The 18,177-nt window shown below is 68.9% G+C and carries 19 protein-coding genes; 10 read left to right on the forward strand and 9 right to left on the reverse strand.

Annotated features, from left to right (window positions below):
- Nucleotides 1-131: 131 nt before the first annotated feature.
- Both EV137_RS21770 and EV137_RS21775 read right to left on the reverse strand, forming a co-directional pair.
- On the reverse strand, nt 132-872 hold the full coding sequence (locus tag EV137_RS21770; RefSeq protein ID WP_166658733.1) for a response regulator: 741 nt from the start codon (nt 870-872) through the stop codon (nt 132-134).
- The gene (locus tag EV137_RS21775; RefSeq protein WP_238175476.1) at nt 869-2,227 is read right to left on the reverse strand and encodes a sensor histidine kinase; all 1,359 of its coding nucleotides are present in this window, start codon (nt 2,225-2,227) and stop codon (nt 869-871) included. The genes EV137_RS21770 and EV137_RS21775 overlap by 4 nt, the downstream gene beginning before the upstream one ends.
- A gap of 176 nt (nt 2,228-2,403) precedes the next feature.
- On the opposite strand from EV137_RS21775, the gene EV137_RS21780 reads away from it, so the two are divergent.
- Nucleotides 2,404-3,108 carry a M15 family metallopeptidase gene (locus tag EV137_RS21780; protein WP_134003095.1) on the forward strand — a complete coding sequence of 235 codons (705 nt, stop codon included), beginning with the start codon at nt 2,404-2,406 and terminating at the stop codon, nt 3,106-3,108.
- A 19-nt stretch (nt 3,109-3,127) separates the two neighbouring features.
- Nucleotides 3,128-3,496, forward strand: a complete 369-nt coding sequence (locus EV137_RS21785) for a hypothetical protein (RefSeq protein WP_134003097.1) — start codon at nt 3,128-3,130, stop codon at nt 3,494-3,496.
- On the opposite strand, the gene EV137_RS41105 is transcribed toward EV137_RS21785, so the two are convergent.
- Nucleotides 3,429-4,706: a YqeB family protein gene (locus tag EV137_RS41105; RefSeq protein ID WP_202871069.1), complete on the reverse strand. Its 1,278-nt coding sequence runs from the start codon at nt 4,704-4,706 to the stop codon at nt 3,429-3,431. The genes EV137_RS21785 and EV137_RS41105 overlap by 68 nt on opposite strands.
- Nucleotides 4,707-4,769: 63 nt before the next feature.
- Between EV137_RS41105 and EV137_RS21800 the strand changes: the two genes are divergently transcribed.
- The 6 genes from EV137_RS21800 (at nt 4,770) to EV137_RS21825 (ending at nt 9,508) form a co-directional block, all read left to right on the forward strand.
- Nucleotides 4,770-5,783: an ornithine cyclodeaminase family protein gene (locus tag EV137_RS21800; RefSeq protein ID WP_134130535.1), complete on the forward strand. Its 1,014-nt coding sequence runs from the start codon at nt 4,770-4,772 to the stop codon at nt 5,781-5,783.
- Nucleotides 5,783-7,120: an aromatic amino acid lyase gene (locus EV137_RS21805; RefSeq protein WP_134130536.1), complete on the forward strand. Its 1,338-nt coding sequence runs from the start codon at nt 5,783-5,785 to the stop codon at nt 7,118-7,120. The genes EV137_RS21800 and EV137_RS21805 overlap by 1 nt, the downstream gene beginning before the upstream one ends.
- A 132-nt stretch (nt 7,121-7,252) precedes the next feature.
- On the forward strand, nt 7,253-7,900 hold the full coding sequence (locus EV137_RS21810) for a hypothetical protein (protein WP_134130537.1): 648 nt from the start codon (nt 7,253-7,255) through the stop codon (nt 7,898-7,900).
- 44 nt (nt 7,901-7,944) lie between these two features.
- Nucleotides 7,945-8,292: an ArsR/SmtB family transcription factor gene (locus EV137_RS21815; protein WP_134003109.1), complete on the forward strand. Its 348-nt coding sequence runs from the start codon at nt 7,945-7,947 to the stop codon at nt 8,290-8,292.
- Entirely contained in the window at nt 8,289-8,768 is a 480-nt protein-coding gene (locus EV137_RS21820) for an SRPBCC domain-containing protein (RefSeq protein WP_166679966.1), read from the forward strand. The genes EV137_RS21815 and EV137_RS21820 overlap by 4 nt, the downstream gene beginning before the upstream one ends.
- On the forward strand, nt 8,765-9,508 hold the full coding sequence (locus tag EV137_RS21825; RefSeq protein ID WP_134130538.1) for an SDR family NAD(P)-dependent oxidoreductase: 744 nt from the start codon (nt 8,765-8,767) through the stop codon (nt 9,506-9,508). The genes EV137_RS21820 and EV137_RS21825 overlap by 4 nt, the downstream gene beginning before the upstream one ends.
- Here EV137_RS21825 and EV137_RS21830 read toward each other — a convergent pair.
- From EV137_RS21830 to EV137_RS21845, 4 genes are read right to left on the reverse strand one after another with little or no spacing between them, the layout of a single operon-like run.
- A complete protein-coding gene (locus tag EV137_RS21830; RefSeq protein ID WP_134130539.1) occupies nt 9,505-10,431 on the reverse strand; it encodes an ornithine cyclodeaminase family protein in 927 nt (308 codons plus the stop codon). The two genes, EV137_RS21825 and EV137_RS21830, sit on opposite strands and share 4 nt — an antisense overlap.
- Nucleotides 10,431-11,588, reverse strand: coding sequence for an NAD(P)/FAD-dependent oxidoreductase (locus EV137_RS21835; RefSeq protein WP_134130540.1), 1,158 nt, complete (start codon nt 11,586-11,588; stop codon nt 10,431-10,433). The genes EV137_RS21830 and EV137_RS21835 overlap by 1 nt, the downstream gene beginning before the upstream one ends.
- Before the next feature lie 26 nt (nt 11,589-11,614).
- Nucleotides 11,615-13,159, reverse strand: a complete 1,545-nt coding sequence (locus tag EV137_RS21840; protein ID WP_134130541.1) for an aldehyde dehydrogenase family protein — start codon at nt 13,157-13,159, stop codon at nt 11,615-11,617.
- A 30-nt stretch (nt 13,160-13,189) separates the two neighbouring features.
- Nucleotides 13,190-13,771, reverse strand: a complete 582-nt coding sequence (locus EV137_RS21845) for a hypothetical protein (RefSeq protein WP_202871070.1) — start codon at nt 13,769-13,771, stop codon at nt 13,190-13,192.
- 87 nt (nt 13,772-13,858) lie between these two features.
- On the opposite strand from EV137_RS21845, the gene EV137_RS21850 reads away from it, so the two are divergent.
- The gene (locus EV137_RS21850; protein ID WP_134003121.1) at nt 13,859-14,335 is read left to right on the forward strand and encodes a DnaJ family domain-containing protein; all 477 of its coding nucleotides are present in this window, start codon (nt 13,859-13,861) and stop codon (nt 14,333-14,335) included.
- A gap of 10 nt (nt 14,336-14,345) precedes the next feature.
- On the opposite strand, the gene EV137_RS21855 is transcribed toward EV137_RS21850, so the two are convergent.
- A complete protein-coding gene (locus EV137_RS21855; protein ID WP_134130542.1) occupies nt 14,346-16,451 on the reverse strand; it encodes a thiamine pyrophosphate-dependent enzyme in 2,106 nt (701 codons plus the stop codon).
- 156 nt (nt 16,452-16,607) lie between these two features.
- On the opposite strand from EV137_RS21855, the gene EV137_RS21860 reads away from it, so the two are divergent.
- Nucleotides 16,608-17,258 carry a hypothetical protein gene (locus tag EV137_RS21860; RefSeq protein WP_134130543.1) on the forward strand — a complete coding sequence of 217 codons (651 nt, stop codon included), beginning with the start codon at nt 16,608-16,610 and terminating at the stop codon, nt 17,256-17,258.
- Here the strand turns inward: EV137_RS21860 and ku are convergent.
- The gene (gene ku / locus EV137_RS21865; protein WP_134130544.1) at nt 17,255-18,151 is read right to left on the reverse strand and encodes a non-homologous end joining protein Ku; all 897 of its coding nucleotides are present in this window, start codon (nt 18,149-18,151) and stop codon (nt 17,255-17,257) included. The genes EV137_RS21860 and ku overlap by 4 nt on opposite strands.
- Between the last annotated feature and the right edge of the window lie 26 nt (nt 18,152-18,177).

Here is an 18,177-nt window from a genome sequence, read left to right on the forward strand (position 1 = left end):
CGTTTCGCGAGCGACCCTGGAAACATGACTGGGGACTTCCTACCCCGGCGCCAGAAGGCGTCGGTGCTGAGCCAAGCTGTGACCGTTGTGATTCTGCTGGCCGTGGTGGCGGTCGGGATCGTGCTGTTTACCTAGGAATCCCAGCGCACATCCGCTTCGCCCGGCCGGACGACTCCGGCCTCGTAGGCGACGACGACGGCCTGGACCCGGCTGGACAGGCCGAGCTTCGACAGCACCGAGCTGACGTGGGTCTTGACCGTGGTCTCGCTGACGAACAGCTTGGTCGCGAGGTCACGGTTGGACAGCCCGCGGGCCATCCAGACCAGGATCTCGCGCTCCCGTTCGCTGAGGTGTGACAACAGCCCCGCCCAGCGCGCATCCGGTTGCGCCGGCTTGCTGGTCGCTGTACCGCCGTCGACCTGACGCTCCAGCTCCATGCAGCGCTCGAGCAGAACACGGGTCGAGGCCGGATCGACGAGCGAGTCGCCGCGGTGCACCGCCCGTACGGCGGAAACCAGGAGATCCGGATCGGTGTCCTTCAACAGGAACCCGGACGCTCCGGCACGGACGGCGGCCAGGACATAAGCCTCGTCGTCGAACGTGGTCAGCACCAGTACGGCGGGACGCGCCCGGCCGGTCTCCCGGTTGGCGGTGGTGATCCGCTCGGTGGCCACCAGGCCGTCCATCACGGGCATCCGGATGTCCATCAGGACGACGTCCGGGTCGTGCTGTTCGATCAGCCGGAGCGCCTCCTCGCCGTTCTCGGCCTGCGCGACCGTGGTCAGGTCCGGCTCGTGGTCGAGAATCATCGCCAGGCCCATCCGGATCACGCCCTGGTCGTCGGCGACCAGGATCCGGATCGGATCGCTCACTTCTGCGGCGGCAGCCATGCCTGCACTCTCCATCCACCCAGGGGGCCGGCCGCCACGGCGAGGGTGCCGCCGACCGCTGTGGCCCGTTCCCGCATCCCGATCAGTCCGTTGCCCCGGCCGCTCTCCTTGCGACGCGCGGTTTCCAGCACGTTCACGGGCGGCGGCCCGCCGTTGCCGTTGTCGTCGATGGTCAGCAGCTCGCCCTGCGGTCCACTCTGCCAGGTCACCCGTGCGGCGCTCGCCTTGGCGTGCACCATCACGTTCGTCAGCGCCTCCTGGATGATCCGCACAGCGGTCAGGTCGGTCGCCGACGTGAGCTGCCGCTGCCGTGGCGGCAGCTCCATCGTCACGTCGATCCCGACGGCCTTCAGCCGCTCACCCATCCGCGCCACATCGGCCAGGTCCGGCACCGGTGTGGTGCCGCCGCCGGACCCCGTGTCGCCGGCGATCTGCGGCGAGGCGGTGTTCAGCACCCGGACGGTCTCCCGCATCGCGCTCAGCGCTTCCTTGCCGCTGGCAATGATCCAGCGGATCGCCTCCCGCAGTACTTCGGGGCGCTCGTCGGCCACCCGGTCCGCCGCCTGCGCCCGGATCACGACCGCACTCACGTGATGCGAGATCACGTCGTGCAGGTCGCGGGCGATCCGGGTCCGCTCCGCCACCGCGGCCCGCTCCGCCTCGACCGCGCGCAGCCGCACCAGTTCGGCGTTCCGCTGCTCGAGCAGGGCCACCGACTTCCGGCGTCGGCGGGCGTCCGCACCGAGCAGCACCATCCCGCAGATCAGCGCCTCCGCGAACACGAACAGTGACACGTCGATGTACGAGTACAGACTCGGCACGTCCCGCGGCAGGCTCTTGTACCGGTCGCCGTACAGGATCGCGCGGTTGACGTGGCTGAGGACGATCGCGACGACGGTCGGCAGGCCGATCATCAGTCCGGCCAGGCTGCCCATCGTGAAGAACAGACAGGTGAACCGCCGTACGCCGGCCGACGCCGCCAGGTACCCGACGACGAGCAGCGGGACCAGGTGGATCTCCGACTGCAGCGCCGCGTCGCTGATCTCGGGCTGACCGAACATCGTGAGGCCGAGCTGTGCCGCCAGGCCGGTGCCGGCCGCGGCGTACAGGAACGGGTACAGCACGGAGACGGTCACGAGCATCGTGCGCGGGATCCGCCGGACGAGGGCGACCGTGGCGACCAGGAAGACACCCGTGACGACCGAGACCGCCGGGTTGTGCGGACGCAGACCGGTGCCGTTGATGAGGTTCAGTACGGCGAACCAGACCAGCCCGATGACCGCGGCGAGCAGCAAGTCCTGCTGCCCCTGCGACAATCGGCGCCAGATCCCTTTCACGTCGCCCAGCGTAGTCAGACCGTGTTTGCCAAAGCTTCATCTGCCCGGAGGGGCGGTCTCTCCAACTTTTGGAGGAGGCTCAGCGTCCGAACTGATACTCAGGGGCTACAGATGGGACGTGAGAACGGTCCCTGGGACCGATGTGCCGCACCGCCCGATCCGAGAGGCTGTACCCCATGAGTCACGACGTGCCGCCGCGCCGGAACACAATGGCGCGGACGCGGTTGCTGTCCGTGATCGGTGTGGTCGGGGTCGGTGCGGTCGCCGGGGCGCTGCTGCTGTGGCACGCGCAGGTCGGTGACGTGCTCGGCCTGGGTGCGGACAAGGAGCCGGTGGTGTCGACGGTCGGCGCGCCCGCGATCGGCGGACCTCCCACCACGACGAAGCTCGTGACGCCGACGCCGTCCCGCCGTACGACGCCGACCGTGCCGCCGAAGACCGCGACGACGCCCTCGAAGAAGTCCACGAAGAAGCCCGCGCCGGTATCTGGTGAGGAGAGCATCGACGGGCTCTCGCCGAAGCTGAAGTCACGGCTGGCGAAGGCGATCGCGGCCGCGAAGGCGGACGGCGTGCGGATCAGCATCACGTCCGGCAGGCGCAGCGCGGCGAAACAGCAGCGGCTGCTGAACGATGCGATCAAGAAGTACGGGTCGTACAAGCTGGCGACCCGTTGGGTGCTGCCGCCGAAGTACTCCGCCCACGTGCAGGGCAAGGCCGTGGACATCGGTCCGGCGGCCGCCATGACGTGGCTGAACAAGAACGGCTGGCGGTACGGCGTGTGCCGCCGGTACGACAACGAACCCTGGCATTTCGAGGCGCTCACAACGCCCGGCACGAAGTGCCCGCCGCGGGAACCGCACGCGGTGGCCAAGGCAGATTGATACAAGGGGGAAAACCGACATGACCATGACCTACGCACAGCCCCTTACCCGGCGCTACACCCGCGCCCGGCTCGCCGTACCCGCCTTGTGGCGCCAGGTGATCCGGACCAGCGACAGGCCCGAGCGCACGACGACCGAGCCGGATCGCTCCGCGCATACGCAGCTGGAGATCTACGACGGCATACTGGCCGCGTTCGAGCGTCGTGACGAGGTGGCAGCGGTACTGCGGGCATCCGCCGACCGTGCGACCGCCGTACGACGTCTGCGCGAGGAGTTCGCCCTCAGCCACCTGCAGGCGAGCGCGCTGATCGACCTGCCGCTCACCACCGAGTGCCGCGACCGCATCGCCCACCGCGCCGAAGAGCTCCGCACCGCCCTCGCACGCTGACCCGCCCCCTCCCACGCGAGCCGCTCTCGGTGGTCGCGGCTCGCGTGGACCTGCGGAGTTTGCGTGCCGTGGGGAGGATGGAGGGGTGATCACGATGGAGCAGGCCGGACGACTGCGCAAGGCCGGGGTGCTGTGGACACCGGCGGCCGGGGATCGTTTCGTCGTACCGGACCGGGACATGGACGACGACGTGTTCGTGGTGAGCGACATGACCGTCGAGGTGCACGACTACCAGGGCAGCAAGGTGATCGGCTTCAACGGCACCACCGAGTGGGCCCTGGACAGCATCGAGCAACGCGAAGTCATCTGGCTTCCGCGCGAGGAGCAGCTCCGCGCTCTCCTCGGCTCGCACTTCAAGTCCCTCGAAGCCACCCCGGACGGCTACAAAGTCACCCTCACCACCAGCACCCACACCTCCGACGACGCCGAACAGGCGTACGCCGAAGCAGTCATCCACCTCCTCGGCGCTTAGGGAAAGCACGTGGTGACGGCCACGATCTAACCCCGTTGGGTTGCCCCGCCAGTACTGCTTCTTGTCCTTGTCCTTGACGCTGTAGCCGAGGTTGGCCAGGTCGGTGCGGAGCTCTCGTAGGTCGGCCTTGCCCTTGTCGCCCTGGTCGAAGGCCTTGGAGCGGGCCCGGAGGAGCGCGTTGGCCGCGGGCGAGAGGTCCGGGTCCCCCTCGACCCAGCGGCGGAACTCGGACTCGTGCGGGTCACCGGAGTCCGACCACGGGTAGCCGTGGGCCCGGAACGCTGCCGGGATCCGCCTCGCCTCGGACTTCAGCTGGTCGTGCTTCTCCCGGGCCAGCTCACGCGACGACGCGTCCTGGAGGACGATCTCCTTCCCGTCCAGGAACGCCACCGCGACCTTCGCCCGCGGCACCGTCACGGTCTTCTGGTTCTTCAGGAACTCGACCGACTGGCCGGTGATCGTCACCTTCAAGGTGTCGTCGAGCGCCATCCCGGCCAGCAGTACGCCGGCCACGAGCCCGACGACCACGCAGATCACCACGACCCACCAGCTGTCCCACGCGGCGATCAGCTTCAACGGCCCGTGGAACGGCACCCACTCGCGTCCGGCCGCCCACTGGGCGATCCGCGGCAGGAAGAATCCGAGCACCAGCCCGGCCAGCGGCAACCCGCCGAACAGCACCGTCTTGTCCGTGGCGGAGTGGCCGATCACCGTGCGATCCGCAGTCGTAGACCCCATGGCCCGAACGTAGCGTGACGGCCTGAAACTAAAGTATCGATCGACGGCAACCGAAGGAGCCACGTGACGGACGGGATCTGGCTGCGCTTGCTCAGCGGCCCCGACATCGATGCGTTGGGGCTGACCCGGCTGGAGATCGTCGACGCCGTGGAGGACGCCGTCCGCGAGCACGGCGAGGGCCGGACGAGCTTCGAACCGCGCATGCACCTGATGCCGAACAACGGCGGCATCGGCCACTTCAACGTCCTTCGTGGACACCTCGACGGCCTCGGTGAGCACGGGATCAGCGGCGTGAAGGTGGTCGGCGACTTCGTCCCGAACTACCAGAAGGGTCTGCCGAGTGAACTCGCGATGGCGACCCTGTTCGACCCGACCACCGGCGTACCGCTCGCGGTCCTGGACGCGACGATGATCACCGCGGCCCGGACCGGCGCGATGACGACGGTCGGCGCCCGGCACCTGGCCCGCCGGGACAGCAAGATCCTCGCGCACGCCGGCGCTCGCGGTACGGCGTGGTGGAACGTGACGATGCTCGACGACCTTCTCGACCTCGACGAGATCCGGGTGACGTCGCGGCGGCCCGAGTCCCGGGAGAAGTTCGCCGCGGAGCTCTCCTCCGAACTGACCACGCCGGTCCGGGTGTGCGCGACAGCGGAGGAGGCCTTCGACGGCGCCGACGTACTGGTCGAGGCGACTCGTCTCACCGAGCCCGAGCCGCTGCTGCGGACGGCGGCGGTCCGGCCGGGCGCGTTCGTCGTACCGTACGGCACTGTTTCGGCGGTCGAGCTCGATCTGCTCGACGTGATCGACAAGGTGGTTGTGGACGACTGGCGGGAAGCGCAGTCCGGGCGGTTCGGCTCGCTCCGCCGGCACGTGGACAGCGGGCGGCTGTCGCCGGAGACGCTGTACGCCGAGATCGGTGAGATCGTCGCGGGCCGCAAACCCGGTCGCGAGAACGATGCCGAACGCAACCTCTTCTGGCATCGCGGCCTGTCCCTGCTGGACGTCGCGATCGCCCACCTGATCCTCCGCCGAGCGGAAGCCGCCGAAGCAGGCACCATGCTCAGGTTCCACTGATGATCGTCAACGACCCCACTGACCTGGACCCTGCGAGTCCGGAGCCGATCGAGCTGGCACCCGCCCTCCTCGACCGTGTGGCCGCGACCCGCTCCGCGGCCCTTCACACCCTGACATCCGGCAGGCCCGTGTACGGCGTCAACACCGGCATGGGCAACCTGAGCAATGTCCGCCTGTCGGAAGCCGAGCAGCGGGTCCATCAACGCAATCTCCTGCTGGGTAGAGCGGTTGGCGGCCCGCCCTGGCTCCCGCCCGACGAATCCCGCGCAGTCCTCATCGGCCGCCTGAAAACCTTCCTCGCCGGCGACGCAGCCGTCTCGATCGAGCTGATCCACCAGTTGGTTGCTCTCATCAACACCGGCCCGCCGCCGGACATCCCCGCCGAAGGCGCCGGCTCCGCAGGCGAGATCATTCCGCTCGCGCACGCCTTCGCCTCCCTGGATCCCGGTCCCAAGGAAGGCATCGCCTTGCTGGCCGGCATCCCCGGGGCGACCGGCCGAGCCGCGCTCCACGCCACCAGAACGCACCGGTTGGCGGATCAGCTCAGCGCCGTCGCGGCCGGGGCGATCGCAGCCATAGCAGCCAACCGGGATCCGTATCAACAGCTCGCCGCGCGTGGGGACGACCTGCTGGCCGCCGAGTTCGGAAGACTTCGAGAGCTGGCAGGCCCTGAGCCCGAGCCGCGCAGTTTGCAAGCCCCGGTCTCGTTCCGGGTCGCGGGGCACGTGAACGCTCACGTTCGGCGGACCTTGCAGCACTTGGACGACGCCGTGGACCGGGCGTTCGCGGGCGTGACGGACTCCCCGGCGTACCTCGACGGCGACTTCGTCGGCACCGCCGGCTTTCACGGGATCGACCTGGCTGCGCACTGCGACCATCTGACGGCCGCGTTGGCGCACGCAGCCGAGGTCTCGACAGCACGCTTGCACCGCCTGCTGGATCCCGGCGTCACCGGCCTCACCGCGCAACTCGCCCGCGAACCAGGCCCGCAAGCCGGTCTGGTCGCCGTTCACAAGCGTGCCGTCGCGACCACCCACCGGTTCCGCCGCCTGACGTTGCCTACGGCAATCAGTACGGCGGAGACGTCCAACGGTCAGGAGGACGTGCAGACGTTCTCCTGGGAAGCGGTCGGCAACCTCGGCGAAGCGATCCGCCTGACCCGCGAGACGACCGCGTGCGAACTGCTCGCCGTACGGCAGGCCTTCGCGCTCTCGGCCCGCGAGATCCCGGCGGGACTTCAGGACATCATGCGGGCGGTCGACACCGTCGTACCTCCGATCGACGCGGACCGCCCGTTCGGCGAGGACCTGACCAGACTCCTCACCGACGTGCTGTAGCTCTCCCGGGAGTGGATTGATCGAAAAAGCGAGGCGACACGCGGGCCGTGGCGAAACCGCAAGTAGCCCGGACCGGGTCTGCGTCGTTGGCTTGGTGCGGGGGATCGGCGTCGGCGAGTGGAGGAGTTCTCTTTGAAGCGGTTCGTGGTGCCGCCGAACTGGCCGTCCCCGCCCCGGCGCAGCTGGGTCCCGCCGAAGACCTGGCGCCCGGATCCGTCCTGGCCGCCGGCTCCGGAGGGCTGGAAGTTCTGGGTCGACGGCAAGGGTGAGCCGGTCCTCGGCCCGATCGGCCGGTACGGCGCTCCGTCCCGCCGAGCCGCGTACGCCGCCGCCGCGGCGATGATCGTGTTCGCCGGGGTCAACCTCTGGGCGGTGCTCGTCATCGGCCAGTTCGGGGGATCGGATGATCCGGCGGCGGTGAAGTTCGCCGAGGAATCGCCGTCCGCCGTTCCGGCGGTCAGCTCGACGAGTCCCGTCGTACCGCGGGCGACGTCAACGCCGCCGCTGGTGCCACGGACGGTCCTGGTGCCGAGCGAGGGCCCGACCTCCCGGCCGACCCAGCGACCGACCCAGCGCCCGACCCGGAAGCCGACCGCGACCAAGACCACCGAGCGGACCACGCCGAAGCCGACCCGCACGACCACCAGCACGGCGACCGCGAGGCCGTCGCTGCCGACCAGTCGCCCGTCGACCCGGGAAGAACTCCTCCGGCAGTACTGCATCGACCGCGGCATCGACCCGGCCTGGTGCGACCCGGCCAACTGGGAGCGAACGCCCTGACGCCCTGTTGACAACCGGGGCGGTCCACGTCCATCCTTAACCACATGGTTTTGAAACCACTTGGTTATGAAGATGGACTGACGGGCGTCTTCGCGGCGCTCGCCGACCCGACCCGCCGGGCGATCCTGACCCAGCTCAAGCACGGGGACGCGACGGTCGCCGAGCTCGCGGCCCCGTTCAGCATGTCGCAGCCGGCCGTCTCCAAGCACCTGAAGGTGCTCGAGAACGCCGGACTGATCAGCCGCTCGCAACGGGCGACCGCCCGGCTCAGCCACCTCGAGGCTGAACCGCTCCGGACGGCCGTCGGCTGGCTGATGGACTACCGCGCCTACTGGGCGGAGAGCTTCGACCGTCTGGACGACCTGCTCGACGACCTGAAGGGGGAGTCGTGAAGGTCATCGCTGAGCCGGGCGTTCCGCAGGTCGTCATCATCCGGGAGTTCCGGGCGCCGCGGGAGCTGCTGTTCCGCGCGTACACCGAGCCCGACCTGGTGAAGCGCTGGCTGGGTCCGGCCGAACTCGAGCTGGTCGTGAACCAGCTCGACCCGCAGCACGGCGGTCGCTGGCGGTGGACGCAGTACGACAGCGACGGCAAGGGCTATGTGTTCCACGGGCTGTACCACGGGGAGCCGACGCCGGAGCGCATCGTGCAGACGTACGAGTTCGACCATGCACCAGGAACCGTTTATCTGAATCTGATCACCTTCGACGAGGCCGACGGGGTCACCACCCTGACGCAGAACACCGTGTTCTTCGCGGTCGAGGACCGCGACCTGTACGTCGCCGGCGGCATGGAGCGCGGCATCCGCGCCTCGATGCAGCAACTCGACGACCTCGTCACCCAACTGGCAAAGGAGTCCAACTCATGATGCTCAACGACAAGCAGGCAATCGTGTACGGCGCGGCCGGCCCGATCGGCGGCGCGGTCGCCAAGGCGTTCGCCGCCGAAGGTGCGACCGTCCATCTCGCCGGACGTACGGCGGAGCGCCTCGAACGGGTCGCGGACGAGATCCGCGCCGCGGGCGGCAAGACCGAGATCGCCGTCGTCGACGCCCTCGACGAACGATCCGTCGACGACCACGCCGCCACGGTCGGCCGGATCGACATCTCGTTCAACCTGATCGGCCACACGCAGTACTTCGGTACGCCGCTGATCGACATGTCCCTCGCCGACGTCGAGGAGCCGGTGCGCAACATGCTGCGCACCTTCTACCTCACGTCCCGCGCGGCCGCCCGGCGCATGGTCGAGCAAGGGTCCGGCGTGATCCTGACGTTCGGCGGGAACGGCGACCCCGTGGCGAACCTCGGCGCCTTCCAGACAGGGTTCGGTGCTGTCGAGGCGATGCGCCGCAGCCTGGCGCGCGAGCTCGGCCCGCACGGAATCAGGGTGATCACGTTGCAGACCAACGGCATCCCGGAATCGAACCCGGACACGTACCCGGAGGACTTCCGCCGCGAGGTAGCCGAACACACCGCCGCCCAGACCATGCTGAACCGTGCCGCCACTCTCGCCGACGTCGCCGCCATCGCGACCTTCGCAGCCTCCGACCAGGCCCGCTCGATCACCGGCACGGCGATCAACCTCACCGCCGGCGCCGTCGTCAACTAACTCAGGAAGTCGACCGTTCGGAAATCGCCCTTCGAGGCCTGGTACACCGGCCAGGCAACCGCGAGGTCCTGCCAAGGCAGTCCAACGGGCGCATACACGGTGACTTCTTCCGCCGACCGGCGACCGGCGGCGACTCCGTTCAGTACGTCGGTCAGCGTCGCGTGAGCCGCATCGACGGCCAGGCCGACGTTGCCCAAGGCGCCCATTTGTGCGGCGAGGGAGCGGTCGTCGACGATCACACGGGCAGCCGTCAGCAAATCGGCGGACAGCTCCACCTTCCCTGGCTCGTCAGCTCCCAACGTCGTGAGATGCGAACCCGGCCGGACATCGGCCGCGGTGAGCAACGGCTCTCGAGACCAGGTGGCCAGCACGACAACCTCGGCGGCCGCAGCAACCTCCTGCGGGCTGCTCACCACAACACCCGGAATCCCTTGCTGGGCAAGGAATTCCGAGGCCCGCTCCGGTACGACGTCATGCACAACGAGGCGGTCGACTCGGCGGAGGGCGACCAACCCGGCAAGTGTCATCGCTGCCTGCGCTCCGGCACCGATGATGCCGACTGTTCCTGCTGGAGCCAGGGCGTCTGTGGCGAGGGCGGCTGCCAGGCCGGTGCGCCAGGCGGTGATGGTGGAGCTGTCGAGGAGGGCGAGGAGGGTGCCGTCGGTGGTGTCGTGGAGACACACCACACCGCGCAGAGCCGGCGTGGCGCCGGGGAACTTGGCGTTGACCTTCACGGTGTACGCCGGGATGCCCGCAATCACGCCCGGCAGCAGCGCTGTCGCAGTACCGGGACCAGGCAGATCAGTGCGGATCCGCAGTGGCTCGATCTCACCGGACTGGAGGAACCCAGCACGTAATGCGTCGAGCACAACAGGGACGTCGAGCGCCTGCAGGACATCCGACCGGGTGAGGAGAGCTGTCATCAGACGATGTTCCGCTCAGGGCGGACGGTGGACCGGAAGCGGTCGGCGCTCAGCGGAGTGACGTCGACGAACGGTTCCCGGTCCAGGTAGAGGTCGCGAATCACCTCGCCGACAGCAGGCCCCTGCAGGAAGCCATGGCCCGAGAACCCTGTCGCGTAAAGGAATCGCGAGATGCTGTCCGCCTCGCCGATCAGGGCGTTGTGGTCGGGCGTGACCTCGTACAGGCCGGCCCAACCGCCGGTCAGCCCGACGTCGAGGAGCGAGGGCGCCCGTCGTGCCATGGCCTCGGTCAGCCGGGGGATCCACGTATCCGTCCGGTTGAGGTGGAATCCGGGCTCCTCGTCGGGATCGGACAGGCCGACGAGGAGCCCGGGCCCCTCGCGGTGGAAGTAGAACGTCGTACCGAAGTCGATCGTCATCGGCAGATCGGCCGGCAGACCTTGGATCGCCTCGGTGACAACGATCTGGCGTCGCAACGGAACCACCGGAAGCTCGACCCCGACCATCTCACCGACCTGCGCGGACCAAGCACCTGCCGCACAGATCACCGTCCCGGTCCGGATCTCACCGCGGCTCGTCCGCACCGTCGTCACATGGTTGCCAGCAGCCTCGATCCCCAGCACCTCGCACCCGGTGACCAACCGGGCCCCGAGCCGCCGGGCAGCCGATGCATATCCCAGTACAACGGACTCCGGCGTGCAATGCCCCGCGCTCGGCGAGAAACACGCACCGACCAACCCGTCCGCCGCAACGACCGGCGCCAGGGCGACCGCCTCGTCGACGGAGACCATCCGCGTCGGGAAACCCGAGCTCTGCTGCAACCTGTTCTGCAGCGCGGTGCTCTCGCGGAAATGCTCGACCTGCTCCGCACTGTCGAGCAAGAACAGGTACCCGACCTGGTGCAGGTCGATCTCCTGCCCGGGCCGCTCACCGAACCGCGCAAACGCCTCGAGACTGCGCGCACCCAGCGCGATGTTCACGTCGTCCGAGAAGTTCGCCCGTACTCCACCGGCCGCCTTGCAGGTGGAGCCCGACCCCAGCTCGTTCATCTCCAGCAACACCACGTCCCGCACGCCGGCCTCGGCCAGGTGGAACGCGATGCTCGTCCCCATCACCCCACCACCAACAACCACCACGTCGGCAACCCCAGCCACCATCAACCTACTCCAGGTAGATCGAGGGGTCAGGGGAGCTGGTACGTCAGGTCGGCTTCGACCGTCTCGGTGTCCATCTGGGCCTTTTGCAGTTTGCCTGAATAGTCCCAGTTCATGGACTGCCAGCGGGTGAACTGGTCCAGGACCCACATCCCGCTCTGCCGGGAGCCGTTGCCGGACTTCCCGTTCCCGCCGAACGGCAGGTGTGCCTCGGCGCCGGACGTCGAGTTGTTGACGCTCACCATCCCCGCCGAGATCCCCTGCGCGAACCGGAACGCCTTGTTCGGATCGGTCGTGTAGATCGAGCTGGACAACCCGTACCCCGACTTGTTGCCCAGCGCAATCGCCTCGTCCAGCGTCGAGTACGGCGTGACGCCGACGACCGGCCCGAACGTCTCGTTCAGGAACAGTTCGTCGTCCGCCTGCACCCCGGCCACGATCGTCGGGTGGTAGAACAGTCCGGCCGCCGGATCGCCGACGAATCCGGCCCGGGGGTTGTCCGCCGTGACCCGGCCGGTCCGGCCGATCACCCGGTGATGCGCCGCGATCCACCCCAGCGACTTCTCGAACCCCGCCGCGAACTTCTCGTCCAGCAACGGCCCGAACAGCACGTCCTGCGTCGGGTCGCCCATCGCCGCGTCCGCGGTCGCCCGCCCGAAGCGGTCCAGGAACTCGTCGTACACGGACCGGTGCACGATCGCCGTCCCCAAGGACGTGCACCGTTGTCCCGCCGTACCGAAGCCGGAGAACAACGCGCCCTCGACGGCCAGGTCCAGCTCCGCGTCCTCGGTGATCACCATCGGGTTCTTACCGCCGAGCTCCAGGCACGGCGTCTGCAGGTGACGGCCGCACAACTCGCCGATCCGGGTGCCGACCGCGCTCGATCCGGTGAATCCGACCTTGTTGATCAGTCCGGCCTCCAGGGCCCGCTCGAGACCGGTGAACGTGTCCGGCCCGTCGGCGTACACCACGTTGAACACCCCGACCGGTACGCCGGAATGCGCGAAGATCTCGTAGAACGCGTCCGAGACGACAGCGGAGTACTCCGCCGGCTTCCAGACGACCGTGTTGCCGCAGAGCAGCGCCGGGACGATGTACCAGGACGGGACCGCGACCGGGAAGTTGCCGGCCGTGATCACCGCGACGGTGCCGACCGGTCGGCGGAATGTGAACAACTGCTTGTCCGGCATCTCCGACGGCACCGTCTGCCCGTACAGCCGTCGGCCCTCGCCGAGGAAGAAGTCGCAGGTGTCGATGATCTCCTGCACCTCGCCCCGCGCCTCACCCAGAGGCTTCCCGATCTCCCGCGTGACGAGCGCGGCGAGCCGCTCCTTGTTGAGAGTCATCAGCCGGCCCGCGTTCGAGATCACCTGGCCGCGTTGCGGCGCCGGGGTCGCGGCCCACGCGGCCTGCGCGGACCGGGCCGCTTCGGCAGCCTGGACGAACACCTCCGGCCCGGCGCTGCCGACCGTCCCGACGACGTCGCTCAGCTGTGCGGGGTTGGTCGACGGAGTACGCCGTACCGCTTCCGCCACTCGTTCGCCACCGACAACGGACAGCACCTCACCGGCCATACGGCTACCTCCTCGTCGTAGGCCTCCACCCTAAGTCGGCGGCGGGATCTTGTGGTCGGGGTAGAGATCCGGGATCGGGATGGGCATCCGCCACAGGCGGGAGTCGGGGTGGATCATGCCGTGCCGGATGGCGACGTACCGGAGCAGGCGGAGCGGGCCCGCGATCAGTACGACGGCCAGTGGCAACTCGACCAGGAGCGCGCTGAGCAGCGCCTGGGTCAGGTCGCCGCCGCGCTGGCTGGTCATCACGTCGAACCAGGCGTCGCAGATCAGCAGGACGCCGGACGCGAACGCCGTCGGGAACACGAACTGCTTGCGTTTCCAGCCGGCCAGCGCGGTCAGCACCAGCATCGTCAGCAACAGGATGTCGAACCCGACCCAGGTCGCGACCCAGTTCCGCGCGACGTAGTGATTGGGCAGGGTGATCGCCAGGTACACGGTCCACGGGATCAGGGCGGCCGCGCAGACCAGCATCAGGACCGTCCGCCACTTGCGGATCCGGTCGATCGTCCGCCGCGACGGCAGCCCGGGTGGTCGCGGCGCGAGCCGCAGGATCAGCTCCCGCCGCTCCTGCGGCGTCATCGCCGCGATCTCTTCGTCGGTCAGCCGCACAGCAGAAGTATGCCTTGTGATTGCATTCACAAGCCAGTATTCTGTTCGGACGGAGAAGCTGTCGATGATGACAGGCGAGGTGTGGCCATGACCAAGCGCAGACCACCGGGCATGAGTAACCAGGAGTGGGTCGAGTCGCAGATCAAGCTCGCTCAGAACCAGGGCGAGTTCGACAACCTGCCTGGTGCCGGCAAACCACTGAAGCTGGCGGACCAGCACGACCCCGACTGGTGGGTGAAGGACTTCATCCGCCGCGAGGACATCGAGGCCGAGGCGTTACTGCCACCGGCCGTCCTGCTCCGCAAGGAGAAGCAGCAGGTCCACGAGAAGGTTCGCGGGATGCGTCGCGAGTCCGAGGTCCGCGAGTACCTCGCCGACCTGAACAAGCGGATCCGGCTCAGCATCCGCGACACCACCGGACCGGTCGTGCCGACGGGCCCGGTGGACGAGGACGTGGTCATCGCCCAGTGGCGGATGGAACGCCCCGCGCGCGAACCGCGTCCGCTGCCCTCCGAGCAGCACCGCCCGAGGAAGAAGTCCCTCTGGCAGCGGCTGTTCAGTTGAGCGAGCGCCCTCAGCCGCCCTCTAGCAGTCCGCGGGCCGCCTTCTCGATGGTCTGTTCGCTGAGCAGTACTTCGTGCGCGGCGGCGCCGAGCGGGACGTACGAGTCGTAGCTCGTGACCCGGGCCAGCCGTCCGGCGTACCCGTGGTCGATCAGCGTGGCCAGGATGCCCTCGGACACGCCGCCGGACCGGCGGGTCTCGTCGGCGACCAGCACCCGCCCGGTGATGTTTGCCTCGCGCAACAAGTCCTCGACCGGCAACGGCGCCAGCCAGCGCAGGTCGAGGACACGGATCCCCGGAACCCGGGCAGCCACCCGCAGGCTCATCGGTACGCCGTTCCCGAACGTGACGATCGTCAGCTCGGTACCGTCGCCGTACGTCCGGCCGCGTCCCATCGGCACCGGCTCGTCGGCGTACGGCGCCAGCCACTGCTCGTCGCCGTCCTCGTACAGGTCCCGCCGGTGGTAGAGGGCGATCGGCTCGAGGAACACGCTGACGGTGCCAGACGACCGGGCCGCCGCCGTACAGGCGTGCAGCATCGCGGCCGCGTCGTCCGGACGGGACGGTGACGCGATCACGATCCCCGGGATGTCCCGCAGTACGCCGAGTGCGTCGTCGTTGTGGAAGTGGCCGCCGAAGCCCTTCTGGTACCCGTAGCCGGCGATCCGCAGCACCATCGGGTTCGCGTACTGCTCCTGCGAGAAGAACTTCAGCGACGCAGCCTCGCCGCGGAGCTGGTCCTCTGCGTTGTGCAGGTACGCGAGGTACTGGATCTCGGGGATCGGCAGCAGGCCCGAGACGCCGGCGCCGAGCGCGAGCCCCAGGATCGACTGCTCGTCGAGCAGCGTGTCGAAGACGCGAGGCGGCCCGAACGCCTTCTGCAGCCCCCGCGTCACGCCGTACACACCACCCTTGCGACCGACGTCCTCGCCGAAGACCATCGCCTCCGGGTACGACGCCAGTACGTCGCTCAGCGCGCGGTTGATCGACTGGCTGAGCGTCAAGGGCTCCGCGGTGGGCGTCCGCTGTGGCAGCGCATCGGCGACCGCTTCCGGTGCGGGGAAACGCAGGGGCGCGGCGACGACTTCGGGCGAAGTGAGCTGGGGGAGGCCCGCGACCTCGGCCGCGATCCGGTGCGCCTCGGCGTGCTTCTCGTCGTACAGGTCGATGATCTCGTCGGCGCTGTAGCCGGCTCCGAGCAGGTAGCGCGCCGTACCGAGCAGCGGGTCGAGCTCCTCGTCCGCGGCCAGCTCCGCCGGGGACCGGTACGCCGCCTCGACGTCGGAACCCGCATGGCCGAGCAGGCGAACCGTACGCAACCGCAGGAACGCCGGGCGCCGGTTCCGCCGTACGAACGTGGCCGCCTCGGTCGCCATCGACAGGGCCGCGTCCAGGTCGGTGCCGTCCGCGTCGAAGTACCGCAGGCCGGGGCGCGAGCCGTACGCCTGCCGGATCCAGCCGTCCGGGGTGCGCACGCTGATCCCGATCCCGTTGTCCTCGCAGACCAGCAGCAACGGCATCGGCAGACCCTGGTACGACGCGTGCAGGGCAGCGTTGATCGCACCGGTCGCGGTCGAGTGGTTCGCGGACGCGTCGCCGAAGCTGGTCACCACGATCGCGTCGGACGGCCACGGGGACGGTACGCCGAGCTTCGCCGACCGGTTCATCGAGAACGCGACGCCCATCGCCCGCGGCAGGTGGGAGGCGATCGTCGACGTCTGCGGGATCACCGACAGCTCGTGCCGGCCGAACACCTTGTGCCGGCCGCCCGCGATCGGCTCGCTGGTCGCCGCGGCGACACCGAGCAGGATGTCGCGCAGGCCCTCCTTCGAGCCGCACTGGGCGGCGCGGGTCAGGTAGAAGGCGCCGGACCGGTAGTGCAGGAGGGCCGGGTCGGTCGGCTCCAGGGCGGCGGCGACGGCCGCGTTGCCCTCGTGACCGGCCGAGCCGATCGTGTAGAAGCCGGTGCCCTGGGACTGCATCCAGCGGGCCGCGAGGTCCGCGTGCCGGCTGCCGAGCTGAGCGTCGTACAGGCCGCGGAGCAGGTCTGCGTCGTGCTCCCACGTGGCTGGGGCGAGGCCGCGGACGCGTTCGGCGAAGGTCCTCATTTCATCCATGATCCGGGATCGTCCCGCCGAACACAGCTCCGCCCACGAGTTGAACAGGTCACCCCGGCTCATCCGCCGGCGCCCGGGGAACCGCGCTTGGGGGTTGTTCGTTCTGGCTGGGAGGGGGACTCTGTGGGGTGTGGTGACGGTGAGTGAGCCTTGGTGATGCAGCTTTCCTGGGTACGGCGGGTGGGGATCGCGGCCGGTCTCGGAGTCGGGACAGCCGGCGCGCTTGCGGGCGTCCTCCTGCTCGGTCCGCTCGCCGCGTCGCTCCTGCTGCTCGTGGTGTTCGTGCTGGTCTGGCCGCTGGCTGCGGTGGTGCGGCACGTGACGGACGATGCGCCGTACAGCTCGGCGGCCCTGGTCGCGGGCGCGGCCGCCGCAGCGGTGTTGTGCCTGCCGGGCCTGGTGCGGTTGCTCGCGTGGGGCGCACTCGGGCTCGTGTCGGCGCTGATCCTGGCCGCACTGTTCGTGCTGATCGATCTCGCCGTACCCGATCGGGCCCCGCGCCTGCGTCCGTCGCGTAAGCAGCGCAAACTGGTCCGTCTGACCGAGACGCAGCTTGCGGCGGACGAGCAGCTGATCGCGTCGCTGCAGTGTCCGCTCTCCATCGAGGAGCTCTGCGGAGTCTGGTCCGAGACCGCCACTCAGCTGACCCAGGGCGCCGATCCGCGCGACCGGCAGGCGGTCGCCGAGGTGCGCCGGATCTGCCTCGACGAGTTCGAGCGCCGCAACCCCGACGGCTTCAACCGCTGGCTGGACGCCGGCGCACCGGCCAACCCCGGCCGCTACCTCCTGGGCAACAGCAACAACTAGGCAGCCTTCTTGCTCCGGCTGGTCTTCTTGGCCGCGGTCTTCTTCGCCGCGGTCTTCTTGGCCGTCGCCTTCTTGGCTGTCGTCTTCTTTGTCGCGGTCTTCTTCTTCGCTCCGCGGGCCTTGCGGGCCTCCTCGACGCTGGCGCGCAGGGCGGCGACCAGGTCGGTCGGGTTCGTCGCCTGCGGCTCCTCCTCGGAGTAGACGACCTCCTTGCCCTGATGCTTGGTCTTGACCAGTTCCTTGACCCGCTCGGTGTAGGTGTCCTGGTACGACGCCGGCTTCCACTCGCCGCTCATCGCCTCGATCAGGTCGACCGCCATCGACAACTGCTTGCCGGCGCCGGCCTTCCGGGGCAGATCGCCGAGCTCCTCCGGGTCGCGGATCTCGTCGGCGAAGAACATGGTCTCGAGCACGAGGACCTTCTCGTCGGCCCGGATCGTCGCCAGGTACTCCTTGCCGCGCATCACGAACTTCGCGATCCCGGCGCGGTTCGTCTTCGCCAGCGCGTCCCGCAGCAAGGCGTACGACGAGGCGTTCTCGGCATCGGACGGGCCGAGGTAGTAGCTCTTCTGGAAGTGCATCGGGTCGATCTCGTCCAGATCCACGAACGTGTCGATCTCCAGCGAGCGGGACTTGCCCGGCGCGATGTCGTCGAGCTCCTCGGGCTCGACGATCACGTACTCGCCGCCGCCGACGTCGTGACCCTTCACGATCTTGTCGTACGGGACCTCGCGGCCGGTGCGTTCGTTCACGCGCTTGTACCGGATCCGGTCCGAGGTGCCCTTCTGGAACTGGTGGAAGTCGATCTCGTGTTCCTTGGTCGCGCTGTACATCCCGACCGGTACCGAGACCAGTCCGAAGTTGATGTACCCGCTCCAGATCGCCCGTGCCATCGCCAGCTCCTTCCGGTACTCCTGGT

The sequence above is a fragment of the Kribbella pratensis genome (genome assembly GCF_004366075.1).
Taxonomy (GTDB): domain Bacteria; phylum Actinomycetota; class Actinomycetes; order Propionibacteriales; family Kribbellaceae; genus Kribbella; species Kribbella pratensis.